This is a genomic window from Saprospiraceae bacterium, from assembly GCA_016713025.1.
Lineage (GTDB): Bacteria > Bacteroidota > Bacteroidia > Chitinophagales > Saprospiraceae > OLB9.
Genome location: JADJPZ010000003.1, coordinates 87,734 through 105,763, shown reverse-complemented (window position 1 = coordinate 105,763; position 18,030 = coordinate 87,734). Strand labels below are relative to the sequence as shown.

The following is an 18,030-nucleotide window of genomic DNA, read 5'->3' as shown; positions in this document are numbered from 1 at the left end:
GCGTCAAATAGGTTCCCTGCCCGCTACCCTCATTCCTTGAAGGGACGACCCTCCCTCATTAAAAGTCGCTCAGCGATGGTCTCCCCTTTAGTTATACCGTTGATTTTATAATATTTGGCGGTGTTTTTTTATTACTAAGTGCAAACAAATTTATATGTTTGCTCTTGGTAATGGTTTTGATCTCGTGCGCAACTCTTCAATTGAGTTTTGAGACTCTTCCATTGCCTTTTTTATTTTATTTTCTGCTCTTCGAGAAACTGGTGCGTTTTGCATCTTTTCTAGCTCTGCCTTATAATCTGCGGTTTCTTTTTCCAACTTCTCTATTTGCTGATCTGCGTCTACTGGTTTGTTTTTTTGTGTTTTAGGTTTTGATGAATCGTATGCCTCTTTGTTTGTAAGCATACCATAGATCACTCTTGTTAACTTGTTCATTATTACACCTAAAGCATCGTTATAGGTCTTACCTTTCGCTCTTTGATTTGAATATACCTCTTTAAAATAAGGGTCATACATAATCGCATTTTTAGCTACCATGTATATTGTACCCCTATATGAACTACTTCCTTTTTTGCTCATTTTAGGTTTCTTTGATATATCACCACTTGTATGGTTTTCTGGGTGTACTCCAAAATAGCAACAAAGTGATGCGGCACTGTTAAATCGATTTATATCTTCTATTTCTATGCTTAATGACACTGCTGACTCGATGCCGCAACCAGGAATTGTGACTAAGAAATCCGCTAAGTCGTTGGCTCCGTGTTTAGCAAGCTCTGATTGAAGTTCTTTGATCTGGGTGGAGAATAAGTTAATAGTTTGGGCCAATGTTTTAATATTTAGCTCAGTAAGTATCGTATTACCCGACCCTGAATCTAGCTTCACCGCTTTTTGGATGGCCTCAGCCTTCTCCATGGTTAACCCTTTGATTTTAGCCAAAGAAGCTGTTTTCGCATTTAATATCTTTGCCTTTGATGGATACTTTTGAAGTAATTTATACATGTATTTTGGCATGCCATTTTTACTAAAAGTTAAAAGACCAGGAATACAACTATACACTACTTTCTCAAGTTGGTTGATATTTCTCGTCTTTTTGTTTAATAAATCCTTGTATAGTTTTGTGCATCTGTTTCGCAGTATAAAAATGTAAGGATCTAGGCTTGGCTTTCTCTAGTTCCTCATAATTTTCAGATACATGCCTAGCTATAATTTCACTACTGATGGCGTCATTAATATTGCGATGCATATTCTTTTTTGACTCATGATGTGTCCGCAACGGATTAATCCTGAACATGATGATTCGCTTATCAAAACTTACCAATTGATTATACCAATTGTTTTCATACCCACCGGTACTTTCAATAGCCAAATAAATTTTATCAATAGACAAAAGTGCCTGTGATAAGACTTTTTTGAGTTCATCAAGACCGGATTGATTATCAATAAAATTCATCCTGCGATTGGTAAATTCATTACCCTTCGAAATTAAACTGAAATCACAATAACCTTTGCTTGCGTCCAGTCCTCCAAATCCAACTTTCATACATAAATTACTTTAAAATGTGTTAAAAAAAGTGTCAAGCCTTACATTCCCTTATGTTATACGATATCAATGTATCAAGTTATACCTCATGATTAAGCTTGGCGAAAGGGACACTAAAGGACGATATCTAAGTATCAAGGGGTGTTCCCCTTCAACCGCCAAGTTATAAATTATTTGTTTATCTTGAAACCATTAATTTTTAAAATGCAAACATATAAGGGGTCGGGGGTATGAAGTGCAACAATTCTCCTGCCAGCAACCTTCTTCCCCTAAAATGGTCGACCTTTGCTAAAAACTAAAAATATCCGTTTTTTTTCCTGTCTTCCATGGCTGCTTCGCTGATTCGATCATCCATTCTTGTGGCCCCCCGTTCGCTGATTTTAGCGATCTTGATTTCTTCTATGATATCTCTCACGGTATGTGCCTCACTTACGACAGCCGCTGTACAAGTCATATCTCCTACAGTTCTGTACCTCACCCTTCCTTCCCGCACAAGGTCGGTGCTGTCCAGATTCAGGTATTGAGAATATGCCATCAATTGCCCATTGTCCGTCTGCACCACTTGTCTGTTATGCGTAAAATAGATGTTTGGCAGTTCTATTTTTTCTCTTTCGATATAGTGCCAGATATCCAGTTCTGTCCAGTTGGAAATGGGAAAAGCCCTTACATTTTCTCCTTTGTTGATTCTGCCATTGTAAATATCCCAAATTTCAGGTCTTTGTTTTTTAGGGTTCCATTGACCGAAGTCATCCCTTACTGAAAATATTCTTTCTTTTGCCCTTGCTTTTTCTTCATCTCTTCTTGCACCTCCGATACAAACATCAAATTCAAACTCTTCAATTGTATCCAATAAGGTGTAGGTTTGGAGTGCATTTCGGCTCGGAAACTTGCCTGATGCGTCTACCAGTTTTCGTTTTTGAATGGTATCTTCCACTTTTCTGACGATCAGTTTTTCACCAATTTCATCCACTAATTGATCTCTGAAATCAAGGGCTTCCGGAAAATTATGGCCGGTATCAATATGTACCAAAGGAAAAGGAAATTTACCTGGTCTGAATGCTTTTAACGCCAGATGGACTAAACAAATACTGTCCTTGCCTCCGCTAAACAAAAGTGCCGGCCTTTCAAACTGTCCTGCTACTTCCAGCATGATGTGGATGGCTTCCGCTTCCAGATGGTCTAAATAATCAAATGCTGCCATGTTTAAGTTTAATTATTATTGGTTGAAGGTTAGTAAATTGTTTAATAATTGCTTTCCAAATTCTAAATTCGTCATTCATAATTCGTCATTTTACATTATGCAGTCCACATTCTTTTTTTGATGCATCTTCCCACCACCACCTGCCTGCTCTATAGTCTTCACCATCAAGCACCGCTCTCGTGCAGGGTTGACATCCTATGCTGATAAAACCCTTGTCCTGTAAGACATTATATGGAACATTATTTGCTTTAATATATGTCCAAACTTCATCGTTTGACCAATGTAGCAATGGATGAATCTTTGTGATGATATTGGCTGCATCCCATTCGAATTTTTGCATTTCTGTTCTGTTTTGCGAATGTTCAGACCTGATACCTGTAATCCAAATGGTCTTACCTTGAAGTGCTCTTTTTAATGGTTTTACTTTCCTGATTTCGCAACATTCTTTCCTGTTTTCCAGAGAATCATAAAAACTATACGCCCCCTTTTTTGTCATCAATACTTCTACTTCATCAGCGTCCGGAAAATATACTTTGATCTCTTTCTGATATTTTTCAAGTGTTTTTTGTAAGGTTTGGTAAGTTTCCGGAAACATCCGCCCGGTATCAAGTGTAAAAATCTCGATATCCAGATTATTATGAAAAATCATATCCGTTATCACCTGATCTTCTGCACTCAGACTGCTAGAAAAGACAATCTTTTCACCCTTTATTTGGGCAATAGATTTTAATATTTCCAATGGATTGTTGGTCTCTACCAGCGAACTTAAACTGCTGATTCTATCCATGACATTAGTTTTTGATGATTTCAATGTTCAATTGCTGAATATCTTCATTCAGTTTTATCTGACAGGCCAGTCTTGAATCATGATAGACAATTGGCAAGGTTTCGAGCATGTCCAATTCATCATTTGATGGTTCCGGTAATGAAGGAATTGATTCTGTAACTTTGACGTGACAGGTCGCACAAAGCGCCATTCCACCACAGGTTCCTTCTATGGATTCATATTCTTCCGCTTTTAGCAATTCCATTAGATTGATACCAATGTCATTTGGTATCTCCAATGTATTTATATCGTTATCCGAATGTATATTTATTTGTATCATCAGAAACTATTGATCCCATTTACAGTGGTATATTTCATGGTGTATTTTACTCCGGGATGAATGTATTGGTATACGCTATGACTCATCAATGCTGCTTCATGAAATCCACACAATATTAATTTCAGCTTGTTTTTATAAGTATTGATATCGCCAATCGCCCAAACGCCGGAAATATTAGTGGAGTAATCATCAGTATTCACTTCGATCGCATTCTTATTGATATTAAGTCCCCAATTTTCAAGGGGGCCCAGCTTTGGACTCAGACCAAAAAGTGGTACTAAATAATCCGTTTCTACCAATATTTCCTCGCTGTTTTTGGTATTTAATAAAGATACACTATTGAGCTTTCCGTTGCCACTGACACTGGAAAGATTGGTATTCAGATGAAGATTGATCTTACCTTCATCTGCTAGTTGAAGCACTTTGTCTACACTATCCGGCGCTCCTCGGAATGACTCACTACGGTGTACCAGGGTCAATTCCGCACATACTTCACTCAGAAAAATCGTCCAGTCCAGCGCACTGTCTCCACCACCGGCTATGACCAGTTTTTTATCCCGATATTTTTCAGGATCCAGAATCATATAGTTGACCCCTTTTCCATTTTCAAACTTTGTCAGACCTTCTACTTCAGGTTTTCTGGGCTCAAAACATCCCAATCCGCCTGCAATGACTACAGCTTTAGCTTCTATGGAAGTTCCCAGATTGGTGACCAGTAAAAAATCTCTTTCATCCCTCTTTTCAAGGGTCTCGATGCGCTCACCAAAAGTATATCCGGGACCAAAAGGTTCAGCTTGTTTGACCAGATTGTCTACCAACTCCTGAGCAAGCACTGTGGGGTATCCGGGAATGTCGTAAATGGGTTTTTTAGGATATATCTCAGACAATTGCCCGCCGGCTTGTGGTAGGTAATCTACCAGATGACATCTCATTTTGAAGAGTCCTGCTTCAAATATGGCAAATAATCCTACCGGACCTGCGCCAATGATGGCTATATCTGTTTGTATTGTTTGTGCCATGTGCTAAAAAAATATTCGTTTTATACTTAAAATAATGACTATAATGCCGACTAAAATCATAATGCTTTTTGCAGGTATTTTGCTGGTCAGAAATGCGCCTAATGGTGCCGCTGCTACACCACCCAATATGAGCCCCAGGATTACGTTCAGATGAGTCGTGCCTATCATTGCAAAAAATGTAATAGAACTGGCCAGAGCAACAAAAAACTCAGTAAGATTTACCGAACCTATGGTGTATCTCGGTGCCTTGCCTTGTGCTATGAGTGTAGAAGACACTATTGGCCCCCAACCACCACCACCTACAGAATCCAGAAAACCTCCGGTAAATGCCAATGGAAAAAGTCTTCTCACTTTTCTCCTGATCTGATCGTCTTTTTTCAGGGCTTTGAGCAATATGATCACCCCTAAAAACAGTGTATACGCTGATACTAAAGGCTTGATCAAATTGTTGTATTCTTCAAAATAGGATATCAAAAATGCTCCAAGAATGGCGCCTACTACACCGGGAAAAAGTAAATTTCTAAAAAGTTTATTATTGACATTTCCAAATTTAAGGTGGCTCAAACCCGAAACACCACTGGTAAATACCTCAGAAGTATGCACACTGGCGGTAGCTGCCACTGGACTTAACCCAAATGACAATAATACCGTTGTGGCAGTGATACCGTATGCCATCCCTAGTGCCCCATCAATAGCAGATGCCAGAAAACCCGCCAAAATAAATATTAAGATGCTTTCGTCCAGGTGGCTCATAAATAAAGCCCAGACACCTGCTGCTTCTGCAGCCGGAAAATAATTTCCCAAAAAGTAACCAGTGATAAAAAGAACCGGGATAGCAAAAATAACCGACCATCTCACAATAAGTCCTTTCAAATAATTTTTGTTGTACTCCTTTTCGGTGAGGCTGCCTGTAATTTTATTAAGCTCGAGTACGCGATCTCTGAAAGAACCTTTGAGATACGTTTTAACTTCTGCCAGGTTTTCCAAAGTCTCGTTGATTTCCTCTGGAAATGAATCATTCAATACTTCTTTTACTCTTTTTGCTACAGTCGGCGACTTACCATTGGTAGAGATTGCAATCTTCAACTGACCTTTTTTTACAACTGATCCAAGGTAAAAATCACATAATGACGGTTTATCAGCTGCATTGATGAGCAAACCTGCATTTTTTGCATCATTTCTAATGGTTTCAGTCACTGCAGGGTCATCCAAAGCAGAAATGACAAGATCCACATCATCCATATCCGTCACATGATATGCCCTGTGATGGATGGAAATATTGTTGTGTGTTTCAGCTATTTCTTCTATGTCGGGATTGACGGATTTAGCCACTATTTTAACCTTTGTTGCCGGACTATTCTGGATGATGGCATGAAGTTTCTCCAATGCAACTGTTCCACCGCCGATGAGCAAGAGATGCATTTGTTCCAGTTTGAGAAACACCGGAAAAAGGTGATTATGGTTGCTACCTGGTGTCATAACAGGTTATCTGTTGGGTTGAGGTGTTGTCCTTAAATAAGGTTTCACACGTGTATATCCTTTGGGAAATTTATCTGCTATATCTTCGTCTTTCACCGCAGGTATGATGATGACATCTTCTCCATCCTTCCAGTTGGCTGGAGTCGCAACACTGTAATTGGCCGTGAGTTGTAATGAATCAATCACTCTAAGTATTTCATTAAAATTTCTTCCGGTAGAAGCCGGATAAGTTAAAGTGAGTTTCAATTTTTTATCAGGTACTATGATGAACACTGACCTAACCGTAAATTTTTCGGATGCATTCGGATGTATCATTCCATATAAATTGGCAACTTCAAAATTTGGATATGCAATCAATGGGAAGGTCACTTCTGTATTTTGAGTTTCATTGATATCTTTGATCCATTCAAAATGAGATGCCAAAGGATCTACACTCAAAGCAATTGTTTTTACATTTCGGGATGCAAATTCGCTTTGAAGTTTGGATACAGAACCTAACTCGGTTGTACATACAGGTGTATAATCTGCCGGATGTGAAAACAATACACCCCAACTACTTCCCAAATAGTCATAAAAGTCAATTTTACCTACAGTACTTTCTGCCTGAAAATTTGGAACTGAATCTCCTAATTGTAATGCCATGTTATAATGTATTTTGTGTTTAAAAATTACTAATTATGATATTGATATTCATTACTAAAATTTGCTAACTGTGGTTCTTGGTAGAGTGAAACCACTTCGCCTACGACGATAATCGCAGGTGACTTAACTTCCTTATTTTGAACTTTGGAAATTATGTTTGCTAATGTACCGGTAACTACTTTTTGGGTAGGTAGTGTGCCATCCTGAATCACTGCAATTGGCCAATCTGAAGGGTGATGATTTGTATATAGTTGAACAATCTCTCCCAATTTGTTTAGTCCCATCAGAATTACTGCAGTAGTATTGGTTTGAGCAGCGAGATGTATATCATTGGCCAACTCTCCTTTTTTGTTGGTGGCTGTTAATACCCAAAAACTTTCACTCAACCCTCGATGCGTCACCGGAATTCCTACATTTCCCGGTACACCAATGGAGCTTGAAATGCCTGGAATAATCTGAACTTCTATTCCAGCATCTCTTACATATTCCATCTCTTCTCCACCACGTCCAAACACAAACGGATCTCCACCTTTCAGCCTGACGACATGACCAAATAGCATTGCACATTTTACCAAAAGTTCATGAATTTCTTCTTGTTTGTAAGCGTGTTGAGCTGATCTTTTACCCACATAAATCAATTCTGTTTCAGATTTTGCCAATGCCAATATAGAGTCACTCACCAATGCATCATATAGGATCACATCTGCATTATTGATGGCTTTGATGGCTTTTAAGGTCAATAAATCCGGATCGCCAGGACCTGCACCTACTATGCTTACTTTGGGTGGTTTATTATACATTTGCTAATTGATTTAAATTGTTTTTGAATGCTTTTGCTGCTGAGTAAAAATCATTTGACTGCCCCAAATAGGTGGTTGCAAAAGATTTTTCAGGTACGTGTTGGTTTATCTGCAAAACCGTTTCTTTAAAAGATGTTTCAAAGTTTGTAAATTCGTTACCAAAATGTTCACTAAAATCATTGATGATACCATGTTGGGTATTTGTCTTAATGTCTTTGATGAGTAGCAAAGTTTTGGCAGTGTTTACATAGGCAGCATAGCTGTAATAAATAGAATCTGCATACCGATTCTCATCCAATGCATACCTGGCATTATCCAGTTTTTCTTCTGATTCCAAAAATAAAGTGGCCACCAAATCTATTACTACTCCGGCACACTCGCCAACGCCTATGGCTGTCTGAAATTTAGTATCTGCACCCCAATCAATGTAGTCATCATCCTGCAAGGTGTCATTATCAGCCAATGGTTTGAGCAATTGGTAGAAATAATCTTTGCCTACACGATCATAATACTCATTGAATGATTCATCATCCGGGCTATTTTGTTCCATATCATCAAAAATGAATCTCAAAATTTCAGGTGTACGCTTAGAAGCTACTTTGATGATTTTATCTGAAATACGACCGCTACCATCAGAGAGTTTGCCACCTCCAAGAAGCAATTGAACAGCAGGTACCACATTTGTCCCGATTTTGAATGAGCTGCCATGAAAACCTATTTGTGCCAGACTGTGTTGACCACAAGCATTCATACATCCACTGATTTTTATTAGAATATCTTTATTATGAACAAGATGCGGATACTCGTTGCGAATGACATCTTCAAGAGCTATCGAAATGTGAGTGCTATTGGAAATGGCAAGATTGCAGGTATCTGTACCTGGGCATGCAGTAATATCAGCTACTGAGCCGTAACCTGAAGCAGCCAGACCAATATGCTGAAGAGCTTCAAATAAATGAGGTAGTGCGGATGGATGTATGTTTTTAAGGATAAAGTTTTGATTAATGGTAATCCGGATGTCTTTTTCGTCTGCAAATGTTTCTACAATATCTGCCAAAACCCTGGAAGTAGAAGATGGAATATTTCCCAATTGTATTTTGACATAAACGGCAAATAATTCGTTGTCCTTTTGTTTAAAAGTATTGGTATCCAACCATTCCTGATAAACACCAGAGCCAATAAAATCACTTGTAGAATCAAATGATTTTATATCAGATGTTTCCAAAACCTTCGGAAAATAATCTACCACTGCGACAGGGATGATAGCAGCAGATTCTGACACTACCAATTCTTTAAAAGCATCGATGCCAATTTTTTGAATGAGGTACTTCATTCTGGCTTTGTGTCTGCTTGTGCGCTCGCCATGTCTGTCAAAAACCCTAAGTGCACCTTCTACAAAAGTCAAAATTTCATCGGCAGGAAGGAATTCATAAGCTGTTTGAGCCAAAAAGGGTTGTGCGCCTAATCCACCGCCTATCAACACTTTGAAGCCTTTACCGCCATCACTATTTAATTTGGGAATAAAACCAATGTCATGAATAAAAGTATAAGCAGTGTCTTCTTCAGAATTGGAAAAAGCGATTTTTACTTTTCTGCCCAACTCCTGACAAAATGGTTGACGAAGAAAATAATTAAAGACTGCATAAGCATAATTGGATACATCAAATGCTTCCTTGGGATCAATACCTGACTCAGCCGATGCGGTAACATTTCTGACTGTATTGCCACATGCTTCGCGAAGTGTAATATCATCTTGTTCCAGTTTTGCCCACAATTCAGGAGTACGGTCGAGACTTACATGATGTATCTGTATGTCCTGTCTGGTGGTGAGGTGGAGATTTCCATTGGAATATTCGTCGCTGATATCTGAAATTTTGCGAAGTTGTTTGGTGTTAAGTCTGCCAAAAGGTATTTTAATCCTGATCATTTGTACTCCTTGTTGTCTCTGACCATAAACACCTCTGGCAAGACGAAGACTTCTGAATTTTTCTTCATCTATCTGACCATTTCTGAATTTGAATATTTTCTGCTCAAGATCCACTAAGTCTTTTTCAACCAAAACTCTTCTGGAAGCAGGGATAAATTCTAATTCTGATCTGAAACTTTGCATTATCTATAAATTCTATTGTATTAGTAGATTATTATACCAAGGTCAAAAAAAACTTCTGGTGTTGTACCAAAAGTTGTATCACACTATATCTCTAAAAAAGATTAAAAATAAAAACTATGGGTTTAATGAATCTAACGCAAAGAAAAGGCCATTTTTTGAATCGTACAAGTATTTTAACATTTTATTATACATATTCTATCTATTTAGTAGATTATATACTAATTTACCTCTGCCTTTTAAATAATAGATGACCAGAAGTTCAATCTGACTTTTTTTGATTTTCCAAATTTTCTTCTCTTTTTACCAGATCAGAAAGACTGGTTTTGGATAAGATATGCAGACTTGCATCCCTCACTTCCCGCATCACATCTCTGAAGCCGCAGGTAGTTTCATCAGCACACTCTTCGCACTTCTCATAAAAATTGAGACTTACACATGGGACCAATGCTATGGGGCCGCCTGTAAATCTGATCACCTGACTAAGGAAAATTTCATCAGGATGTTTGGAGAGATAATAACCTCCATGTGCCCCCATCTTACTGTTGACAATACCAATTTTGCGCATATCCAAAAGTATGGCTTCGAGAAATTTTTTTGGGATATGTTCATTTTCAGCAATGTCAGATATACGCATAGGTCGTTTACTCTCAAAGGTAGGGTAAAGTACCATGAGCGCTTTTATAGCATATCTTGTCTTTTTTGGAAGCATTGGCTAAGATATATTCATTGCAAATATAGTCAATTTATTTTCATCCAGTGTTAAAGTGGCTATACAGTTAGTCAATGGATCACCGACAACACTAAAAAATCATCGAAGATGTCCGCCACAAAATTGACGCATGCCGGAATTATGGTGACGGATCCTGCGATAATAAAGCTGTATTGACCTTCAATCACAAGAGCATCGAGATACTATTGTCATTAGGTGAAAATATTTGATTGATAACAAATCACCTCACCCCATGCATCAGTTTCTTTAAAACCGGGCTCAATACTAATATCACGACGCCCGCTGCCATAGGAACAAATGTAAAGATCAGGAAAAAATTGGACATACCATGCTCGTCTGAAATACTGTCTATCATGCCACCCATTGTTCCGGCTACTTTATTTCCTACCGCTATGGCCAGATACCATATACCATAGGTGACCGCGATCATGCGACCCGGTACCAGTTTGCTGACATATGAAAGACCCACTGGCGAGATGCACAGTTCACCCAGCGTATGAAATAAATAAGCAATCACCAGCCAGATAATGCCTACAGCAGCGGTTTTTGCGCCTAAGGGAATGCCTGATGATCCGTAAGCTAATGCCAGAAAACCTATACCAAGAAACATAAGTCCGATACTGTATTTTACTGAGGCTGATGGGTTGTATTTGCTTTCCCAAATCTTAGAGAATAATGGCCCCAATGCTATGATAAAAAATGAGTTGAGGATGCCAAACCAGGTAGCGGCAATCTCCGTATTCGTCTGATTAAATTCATTGATGAGCATCCATACTACAATGCCCCAGATGATGACAAAACTGGTGCCTAAAAATATATTGGCCACAGCAAATCTGGAAAAGGTTTGGGTGAATAGTTTCCACAAAACGTAAGTAATAATAAGTAAAGGAACAACGGTCAGAAGGGTATTAAATATCTTGAATAACATAGCACTGCTGCCCTCCAGAGACCTGTCCATATAATCCTTTGCAAAGATCGTCATGGATCCACCTGCCTGCTCAAAAGACGCCCAGAAAAACATATAGAAAACAGCTATTATAAATACGGCCAGCATCCGATCTCTGGTGACTGTGGAATATCTGAAAATACGGCTGAAAAGTATAAACAAAAACAACAATAAACATCCCAGGATCACATAACCTGCATTAGAACTATTGCCAAAAAGATTGTATTCATACACTTTTGACATAGGATCATTGATGATCCATGTGAGTGCACCGATCGCTGTAATCGCCACTAATGTCAGATCAAATGTTGTAAAAGGATTGAGTTTCCCACCATTGGCTTCTGTAGACATATCATCAGCAGAGCCGGATATAGCCGCCACCGCATTTCTATCCGGTGGTAAGCCTACATCTCCAAATATTTTTTGAGACAAATAAAATTGCAGCATTCCGAAAAACATAAAAATACCTGCCAGACCAAAACCCCAGGAAAAGCCTACTTTTTCGCCAATGTATCCGCACAGCATGATTCCCAGAAAAGCACCTGAATTGACTCCCATGTAGAATATAGTATAAGCACCATCTTTTTTCTCCGGGTGATCTTTGTACAGTTTTGCCACCATGGATGTCATGTTGGGTTTAAAGAATCCATTGCCAAAAATCAGAAAAGCTAGTCCCATATATAAAAACACCGGGCTTTCCATAGCCATAGATGCGTGGCCAAGTGTCATCAGCGTAGCACCTATAATGATGGCTCGTCTGTGCCCCAGAAATTTATCAGCCAATATCCCTCCGATGATAGGTGTAAGATATACCATGGAAGTATAGGTTCCATACAGCGCCAGGGCATTGGCTCTGGGCCAGCCCCAACCTTCGTCCAGCAGTGAGGAAGTAAGAAAAAGTACGAGCAAAGCACGCATACCGTAAAACGAAAACCGTTCCCACATTTCGGTAAAAAACAGGGTAAACAGACCTGCCGGATGCCCCAGGACATTGGTCTTAAAAAAGTCTCCTGAAGATGTGTTGGGTGACATAGATGAAACGTTATTTAATGGTTGTTTGACAATGGGTTGATCGGCCTTTTTATATATAAATGGATATATAGCCAGATTTTAACATTGCAAATGTAATAAAGATTGTCAAAGAAAATATGATAAAATCTTTTTCGTATGTATAACAAACTCCATAAATTCATATTTTCTTCCTCGCTACCCTCATTCCCTGAAGAGCTTGTCAAGCTACGCTTGAGACGACCCACCCAATTCAAACACTTTTTTACCGTTTATTAAGAAGAACACTGAAAAAAATACCATTCCATCTAACTAACCATAACACTTTGATTATTAATTATGGAAAACCCCAGTTTTTGAAATATATTTTTTTGCATATAGGCTTGTTTCTTACGAAGGACAAGTTAGCAATGACTTTCTTTAACGAATGCATTAGCTTCAATTTTGCTATACACACTTCTTTTTCAGGAACTTAAACTTTGAATGAATTGTTTTTCTATAAATAAAAAGCAAAAAATGAGCTTTGCAGGACATGTTTTTGATATGCTAAAAAGGCAGGCAGCCAACAGAGCCATGCAGCTTCAGAATCGGGAAAGATTCAAAAATAAGCATATCAAAATCCACTCAAAGGAATCAGCGTTCAGTTCAGAAACCAATATAGATCAAACAAAAACACCTGCCGAGTTAGAAATTATGCATCAAAATACTTTATTAGAAATGCGGGCATATTATAGAGGTGTATGGATTAAAACTGTCGTTACATTTTTTATAATAATTGTATTACTGATTTATTTGTTTGTATTGTAAACAAAAGCTTTAGATATCAGGTCGCTCTTTCAAATGATTACGTTATTACCCTTAATGCAATCGTCGCGTTTATTTTAAATATTTGACAAAGGACACAACCCAAATTGATTTCTCTCTGTTATCATTTCAGAGTATGTTTAAATTTTTATGTTTGAGCGAAAGTGAGAAAATTTATTTTTGGACAAGATGATTGAATGGTCTCGTCTTTGACGAGTATTGAGTAAAATACTTTACTCAATAATGAGTGAACTGCGAACAACGGCTCGCAGCGCATACTGAATCTGCCGGAAGCTACGGCAAAAAATATAACGCTGGACAAAATTAAATTTGCCACTAGGAGACAAATGATAAAAGTTTAAAAATACTCTTATAATCAAACACACTTATTTGTGTATTGGATAGCATTCACACTCGGTTTTTTTGGTAGTCTGCACTGTATCGGCATGTGTGGTCCATTGGCTTTGGCAGTACATACCAGCAAAAAAAATGAAGGGTTTCCTGCATTTTTTGGGTCATTGCAATATAATGCAGGGCGTACTATCGGATACATCAGTCTTGGGCTGCTGTTTGGACTTTTAGGTAGTGCAGTAGCTTTAGGTGGTGCTCAGAGAGTTGTTTCAGTTGTTTTAGGAGTGATTATGGTGTTATTTTTCATCTTTTCTGTTAATCCAGACCAGCTTATCTCCGGTTTGCCGACACTCCACCGTTTTTATCAGTCTGTAAGTCAACGTTTGTTCGGCATGCTTCGCAAGAGTGCACATGTGCCTTCCCTATATCTGGGTGTGGTCAATGGTTTCTTGCCTTGCGGACTGGTATATATCGCCATCGCCGGAGCCATTTCTTTGAGCAATATCTGGGGTAGTATGGGATTCATGCTTTTTTTTGGATTGGGCACCTTTCCTGCTATGATGGGCGTGACATTAGGTCATCAGGCTGTAAGCCAAAAACTACGTGTATCACTAAAGCGACTTTACCCTATCATCACTTTAGTCATGGGTGTCTATCTGATTTACAGGGGTTTTATGTCCAAGCTTCCCCTTGAACTTGACTTCTTCGAAGCGCTGAAAAATCCGGTGATGTGTCATTGATAAAGGCTGTCAAATTGAAAATATATCCTTTTTCTTCATTTTATTTTGCAATTTTTAATAGTGCTGTAAGTTTGAAACCCCCAAGTCATCTGTAAACCAGTATAAAATACTGAAATTTTCAAGGGTTGTATTATATTATTTAACAGAATTCTGTATTTTTGTTAGAATTACTAAGGAAAATAGGGAAAATGGATCAATTAAACATGCAGGAAGTCATCAATAATAGTCGTCTTCAAAGAAAGCAAAATAAAGATTCCTTTGAAAAAAAATTAATAAAACTGAGCAGGAGAAGAAATGAACTTTGGGATGAAATACTTAATCTTCCACTTATCGAATTAGAGCAACCTTACCAAAGAGGATATAAACGCTATTTTGTTTTAAAAAATGACATAGCCCATGGTGATAAAGAGCATTTTTATCAAAATATTCTGGATAAGATAAATACCATTCAGTATCATCCAGATGAAAAATTTCAAACCAAAAAAAGAAGAAAGCGAAAAAGAGTATATGTGGACAAGCCTCAATTTCTAAAAAATCTGACAGAATATGAATGGTCAAAAAATCCTAAAATGATACTCACTGATCAGGAGAGAGCTTGCTTTGAGTTGAAAGATGTTTACTATCATCAATTCAAAAGGATACAAAAAGAATATGTTTTCTCTCAACCATGGCGGTTCAGGCTTACAGTTGAGCCCAATATGATCACGCACATCCGTCAGATAGATAATGAACTTGAGAAAGAACTGAAGTATATCAACAATTATATGGACGCACACAATCTGAATGTTAAATTGGACAAAATGTTTGGCCGGAAAAATACGTACAAATCATACCATCGCAGCTGGGATTTAGCTCCACGTGTAAAAAGAGAGCACTTCAAGGAAAAGGCAAAGAGCCAATCAGAATGATATTTTCGGTTTTTAAATGTTTAAATTAATTTTGTATTTTGATAAGTCTGGAGCACGATAATAATTTCTGGTGTAATACATTGCACAACAACCCAGCTTTTCGGTTGATTGTGATTCTGTTTGTTATTATTTCCGTTACAGGTTGTACAACTGAAAATTTCAAGAAAAATCCAATTCATGATTTGACAGCGGTTCCTGAAATTCATGATGATCAGGAAATATTTTCATCAGATTCGTTACAATTTATTGGTCAGGATGATTTGGCTTTGGCTTTGTATTTTGATATTTTGGATAGCAAAAATATTGATCAGGTAAAAGAATTATACGTCAAGGCTAAAATACTCAATTTAAGTAAAGATACTTCAAGGACAAATGCGATATATCAGGAATTGACAACAAGTTATGGCAAGGATAATTTTTTTCTTCTTTGGGTCGAATTATCAGAATTTGAACTCAAGACAGGAAGAAACCTTTCGCAGTTGAATACACTCAGAAGGATTTTAAATGCAGATATCCCTGCATATTACAAAGGAAAAGCTGCTTTTACAATGGCAAAATATTTTGATGAACGGAAAAACGATCTGGACTCTGCGTGGCACTATATCATGCTTGCGAAAAATGCTTTTGAAGATAAAAAAGTCATTACTCCTGAATATCAGGAATGCGTTAAAAAGATTTGTGGCTTTTGCACTTATAAGAGAAAAAACCTGCTGGCTATCCGACATGCCAATGCTATGTTTGATTTTGAAAGATATCTGCCATCTGCTGATAGTGCTGATATGGCAAGAGCTTTTGCCAACCGAGCGTTTATGATGTTTCGTGAAGGAGATTTTAAAGGCACCGAGGAAGATATTCAAAACGGACTTTCATTGATCAGACCCGACAGGAACCCGGAATTATATCAAAATTTGATGAAGTCTTATTTAGTTATCTACATGCTTCGGGGACAAGATTCACTTTGGCATGCGACAGCTGATAAAATCAATCAGAATATCCGGCTTTCAGGAAATGATTATGTAGAAATGAACCGGTGGTATGGGCAATATTATACTTCTCAGGGAAAATACGAGAAGGCTATACCGTTCCTGAAACTTGCTTTAAATACTGAACTTAAAAAGGGTCACAAACATTCTGCACGGTTTTCCACCCTTTGTTTTTTACTTTCACAATGTGATGAAAATTCAGAAAATTATGATGAGGCATTGAACTATATAGCTAAAAATATAGGTATTGAAAAATATTCTGACGCTGCACTTTTGGAGTATTTAAACATCCAAAGAACCTATCCTTTTGTGGCTGTACTCAGAAGTGCAGAAATATATCATGCTAAATACAAATCCAGACAAAGCAAAGAAGATTTACAAAAATCAAAAAAAATTCTGAACAGGCTGGATGAAGTCATTTATGCACAATTTAAAGTGATGGATGAAAATGCCATCCTGCAGTTTTATCTCGAGAGCGGTCAAAAGTATTTTGAACTAGGTATGGATGTTAATTATACATTGTGGAAACAAACAAATGATACAACTTTCCTTCATGCATTTGTACATTATAGTGACAAGCATAAAAATAGTTTACTCTATCGTGACAAACAAATGGCACAAAGCCAAGTCAATATTGCGGAAAAAATTTTGAAAGAGGAAATATCACTAAGGTCATCCATTAAGGAAGAAAGAAGAAAAGGATTGCGGGATAATGCAAGATTTAATACTCTGATGGACGAATATTATGATCTTGAGGATGAAATAGGAAAAATCAATAAAAAATTTATTACCCACGGATTAGTTACAGAAAAACTAGATATCAGTGACATCAAAACTTCGCTTAAAAAAAATCAATGTATCCTAAGTATAGACGAAACGAAAGAACTCTGGTATTTTACAGTCATCAATAAGGATGAAGTATGGGTAGATAGGCAGAAATTGGAACCCCAATCATTCAAAATAGTAGATAGTTTGATTGCCGCATTGCAGAGCTCAGAAGGTAAAATCAGTAATAAAAAAATCACATCTCTAATACCATCAACTGTTAAGTCAAAGCTTCAAAACACGATTTTTATATTGCGGATGGTATTTTTCATAGATTTCCATTGAATGCAGTTTTGGAACGACCAGTCAATAAAATCATTCACTTACCGGCCATAAGGTTATTGAAGGACTTCCTTCCCGAAGAAATCAAAAATGGTAAAACTGCCCTTTTTGCCTTTTCCGATCCAAACACTATCAGGTCAAAATACAGAACCCGTCTCATCGAGTTGCCAGGTACCTACAAAGAAACCACTGCTTTGAAATCAAAATACCCTGACACAGACATCTATGCAGGAACAACGGCCACAAAGGCAAACTTTCTTCAAGCCTATCTGGATACAAGTGTGCAATACATTCATCTTGCGCTGCATGGCATCGCCAACAGTGCGGAAAAGGACGATGTTAAATTGTATTTCAGAACATCGGAGGGTGGTCTGGACAGCTTGTACGGCTATGAATTGCTCCGATACAAAAGCAGATGTAAAAAAATAGTGCTATCCGCCTGTCAGTCGGGGCTTGGATCCTATGTGAAAGGGGAAGGTTTGTTTTCCCTTCCCCGCTATTTTATGATCAACGGCGCGACGGATGTTGTATTTAATTATTGGGATGTGGAGGATTAAGT

General features: G+C 37.8%; 17 protein-coding genes. 5 read left to right on the top strand and 12 right to left on the bottom strand.

Annotated features, from left to right (window positions below; genetic code table 11):
- Positions 1-150: 150 nt before the first annotated feature.
- From IPK35_03540 to IPK35_03485, 12 genes are all read right to left on the bottom strand, one after another.
- A complete protein-coding gene (locus IPK35_03540) occupies positions 151-996 on the bottom strand; it encodes a transposase (protein MBK8052361.1) in 846 nt (281 codons plus the stop codon).
- Between the two features lie 64 nt (positions 997-1,060).
- Positions 1,061-1,537: a transposase gene (locus tag IPK35_03535; GenBank protein ID MBK8052360.1), complete on the bottom strand. Its 477-nt coding sequence runs from the start codon at positions 1,535-1,537 to the stop codon at positions 1,061-1,063.
- Between the two features lie 295 nt (positions 1,538-1,832).
- The gene (locus IPK35_03530; protein ID MBK8052359.1) at positions 1,833-2,738 is read right to left on the bottom strand and encodes a sulfate adenylyltransferase subunit 2; all 906 of its coding nucleotides are present in this window, start codon (positions 2,736-2,738) and stop codon (positions 1,833-1,835) included.
- Positions 2,739-2,823: 85 nt separating this feature from the next.
- On the bottom strand, positions 2,824-3,525 hold the full coding sequence (locus IPK35_03525) for a phosphoadenylyl-sulfate reductase (GenBank protein ID MBK8052358.1): 702 nt from the start codon (positions 3,523-3,525) through the stop codon (positions 2,824-2,826).
- Positions 3,526-3,529: 4 nt separating this feature from the next.
- Positions 3,530-3,844 carry a 2Fe-2S iron-sulfur cluster binding domain-containing protein gene (locus tag IPK35_03520; protein ID MBK8052357.1) on the bottom strand — a complete coding sequence of 105 codons (315 nt, stop codon included), beginning with the start codon at positions 3,842-3,844 and terminating at the stop codon, positions 3,530-3,532.
- A complete protein-coding gene (locus IPK35_03515; protein ID MBK8052356.1) occupies positions 3,844-4,863 on the bottom strand; it encodes an NAD(P)/FAD-dependent oxidoreductase in 1,020 nt (339 codons plus the stop codon). The genes IPK35_03520 and IPK35_03515 overlap by 1 nt, the downstream gene beginning before the upstream one ends.
- 3 nt (positions 4,864-4,866) lie before the next feature.
- The gene (locus IPK35_03510) at positions 4,867-6,342 is read right to left on the bottom strand and encodes a TSUP family transporter (GenBank protein MBK8052355.1); all 1,476 of its coding nucleotides are present in this window, start codon (positions 6,340-6,342) and stop codon (positions 4,867-4,869) included.
- 6 nt (positions 6,343-6,348) lie between these two features.
- Entirely contained in the window at positions 6,349-6,984 is a 636-nt protein-coding gene (locus IPK35_03505) for a peroxiredoxin (protein MBK8052354.1), read from the bottom strand.
- Positions 6,985-7,013: 29 nt separating this feature from the next.
- Positions 7,014-7,784 (bottom strand): uroporphyrinogen-III C-methyltransferase, encoded by a 771-nt coding sequence (cobA, locus tag IPK35_03500; GenBank protein MBK8052353.1) that lies wholly within the window; start codon positions 7,782-7,784, stop codon positions 7,014-7,016.
- Entirely contained in the window at positions 7,777-9,894 is a 2,118-nt protein-coding gene (locus tag IPK35_03495; protein MBK8052352.1) for a HEPN domain-containing protein, read from the bottom strand. The genes cobA and IPK35_03495 overlap by 8 nt, the downstream gene beginning before the upstream one ends.
- Positions 9,895-10,153: 259 nt before the next feature.
- The gene (locus tag IPK35_03490) at positions 10,154-10,603 is read right to left on the bottom strand and encodes an Rrf2 family transcriptional regulator (protein ID MBK8052351.1); all 450 of its coding nucleotides are present in this window, start codon (positions 10,601-10,603) and stop codon (positions 10,154-10,156) included.
- Positions 10,604-10,844: 241 nt separating this feature from the next.
- Complete coding sequence (locus tag IPK35_03485; protein ID MBK8052350.1) at positions 10,845-12,602, bottom strand: peptide MFS transporter; 1,758 nt, start codon at positions 12,600-12,602, stop codon at positions 10,845-10,847.
- A gap of 492 nt (positions 12,603-13,094) precedes the next feature.
- Here IPK35_03485 and IPK35_03480 point away from each other — a divergent pair, with 492 nt between their 5' ends.
- The 5 genes from IPK35_03480 to IPK35_03460 all read left to right on the top strand — a co-directional run bounded on the left by IPK35_03480 (position 13,095) and on the right by IPK35_03460 (position 18,028).
- On the top strand, positions 13,095-13,385 hold the full coding sequence (locus tag IPK35_03480) for a hypothetical protein (protein MBK8052349.1): 291 nt from the start codon (positions 13,095-13,097) through the stop codon (positions 13,383-13,385).
- Positions 13,386-13,774: 389 nt separating this feature from the next.
- Positions 13,775-14,473: a sulfite exporter TauE/SafE family protein gene (locus IPK35_03475; GenBank protein ID MBK8052348.1), complete on the top strand. Its 699-nt coding sequence runs from the start codon at positions 13,775-13,777 to the stop codon at positions 14,471-14,473.
- Between the two features lie 188 nt (positions 14,474-14,661).
- The gene (locus IPK35_03470) at positions 14,662-15,381 is read left to right on the top strand and encodes a hypothetical protein (GenBank protein MBK8052347.1); all 720 of its coding nucleotides are present in this window, start codon (positions 14,662-14,664) and stop codon (positions 15,379-15,381) included.
- A 38-nt stretch (positions 15,382-15,419) separates the two neighbouring features.
- Positions 15,420-17,474, top strand: coding sequence for a hypothetical protein (locus tag IPK35_03465; GenBank protein MBK8052346.1), 2,055 nt, complete (start codon positions 15,420-15,422; stop codon positions 17,472-17,474).
- A complete protein-coding gene (locus tag IPK35_03460; GenBank protein ID MBK8052345.1) occupies positions 17,471-18,028 on the top strand; it encodes a CHAT domain-containing protein in 558 nt (185 codons plus the stop codon). The genes IPK35_03465 and IPK35_03460 overlap by 4 nt, the downstream gene beginning before the upstream one ends.
- The last annotated feature ends 2 nt before the right edge of the window (positions 18,029-18,030 follow it).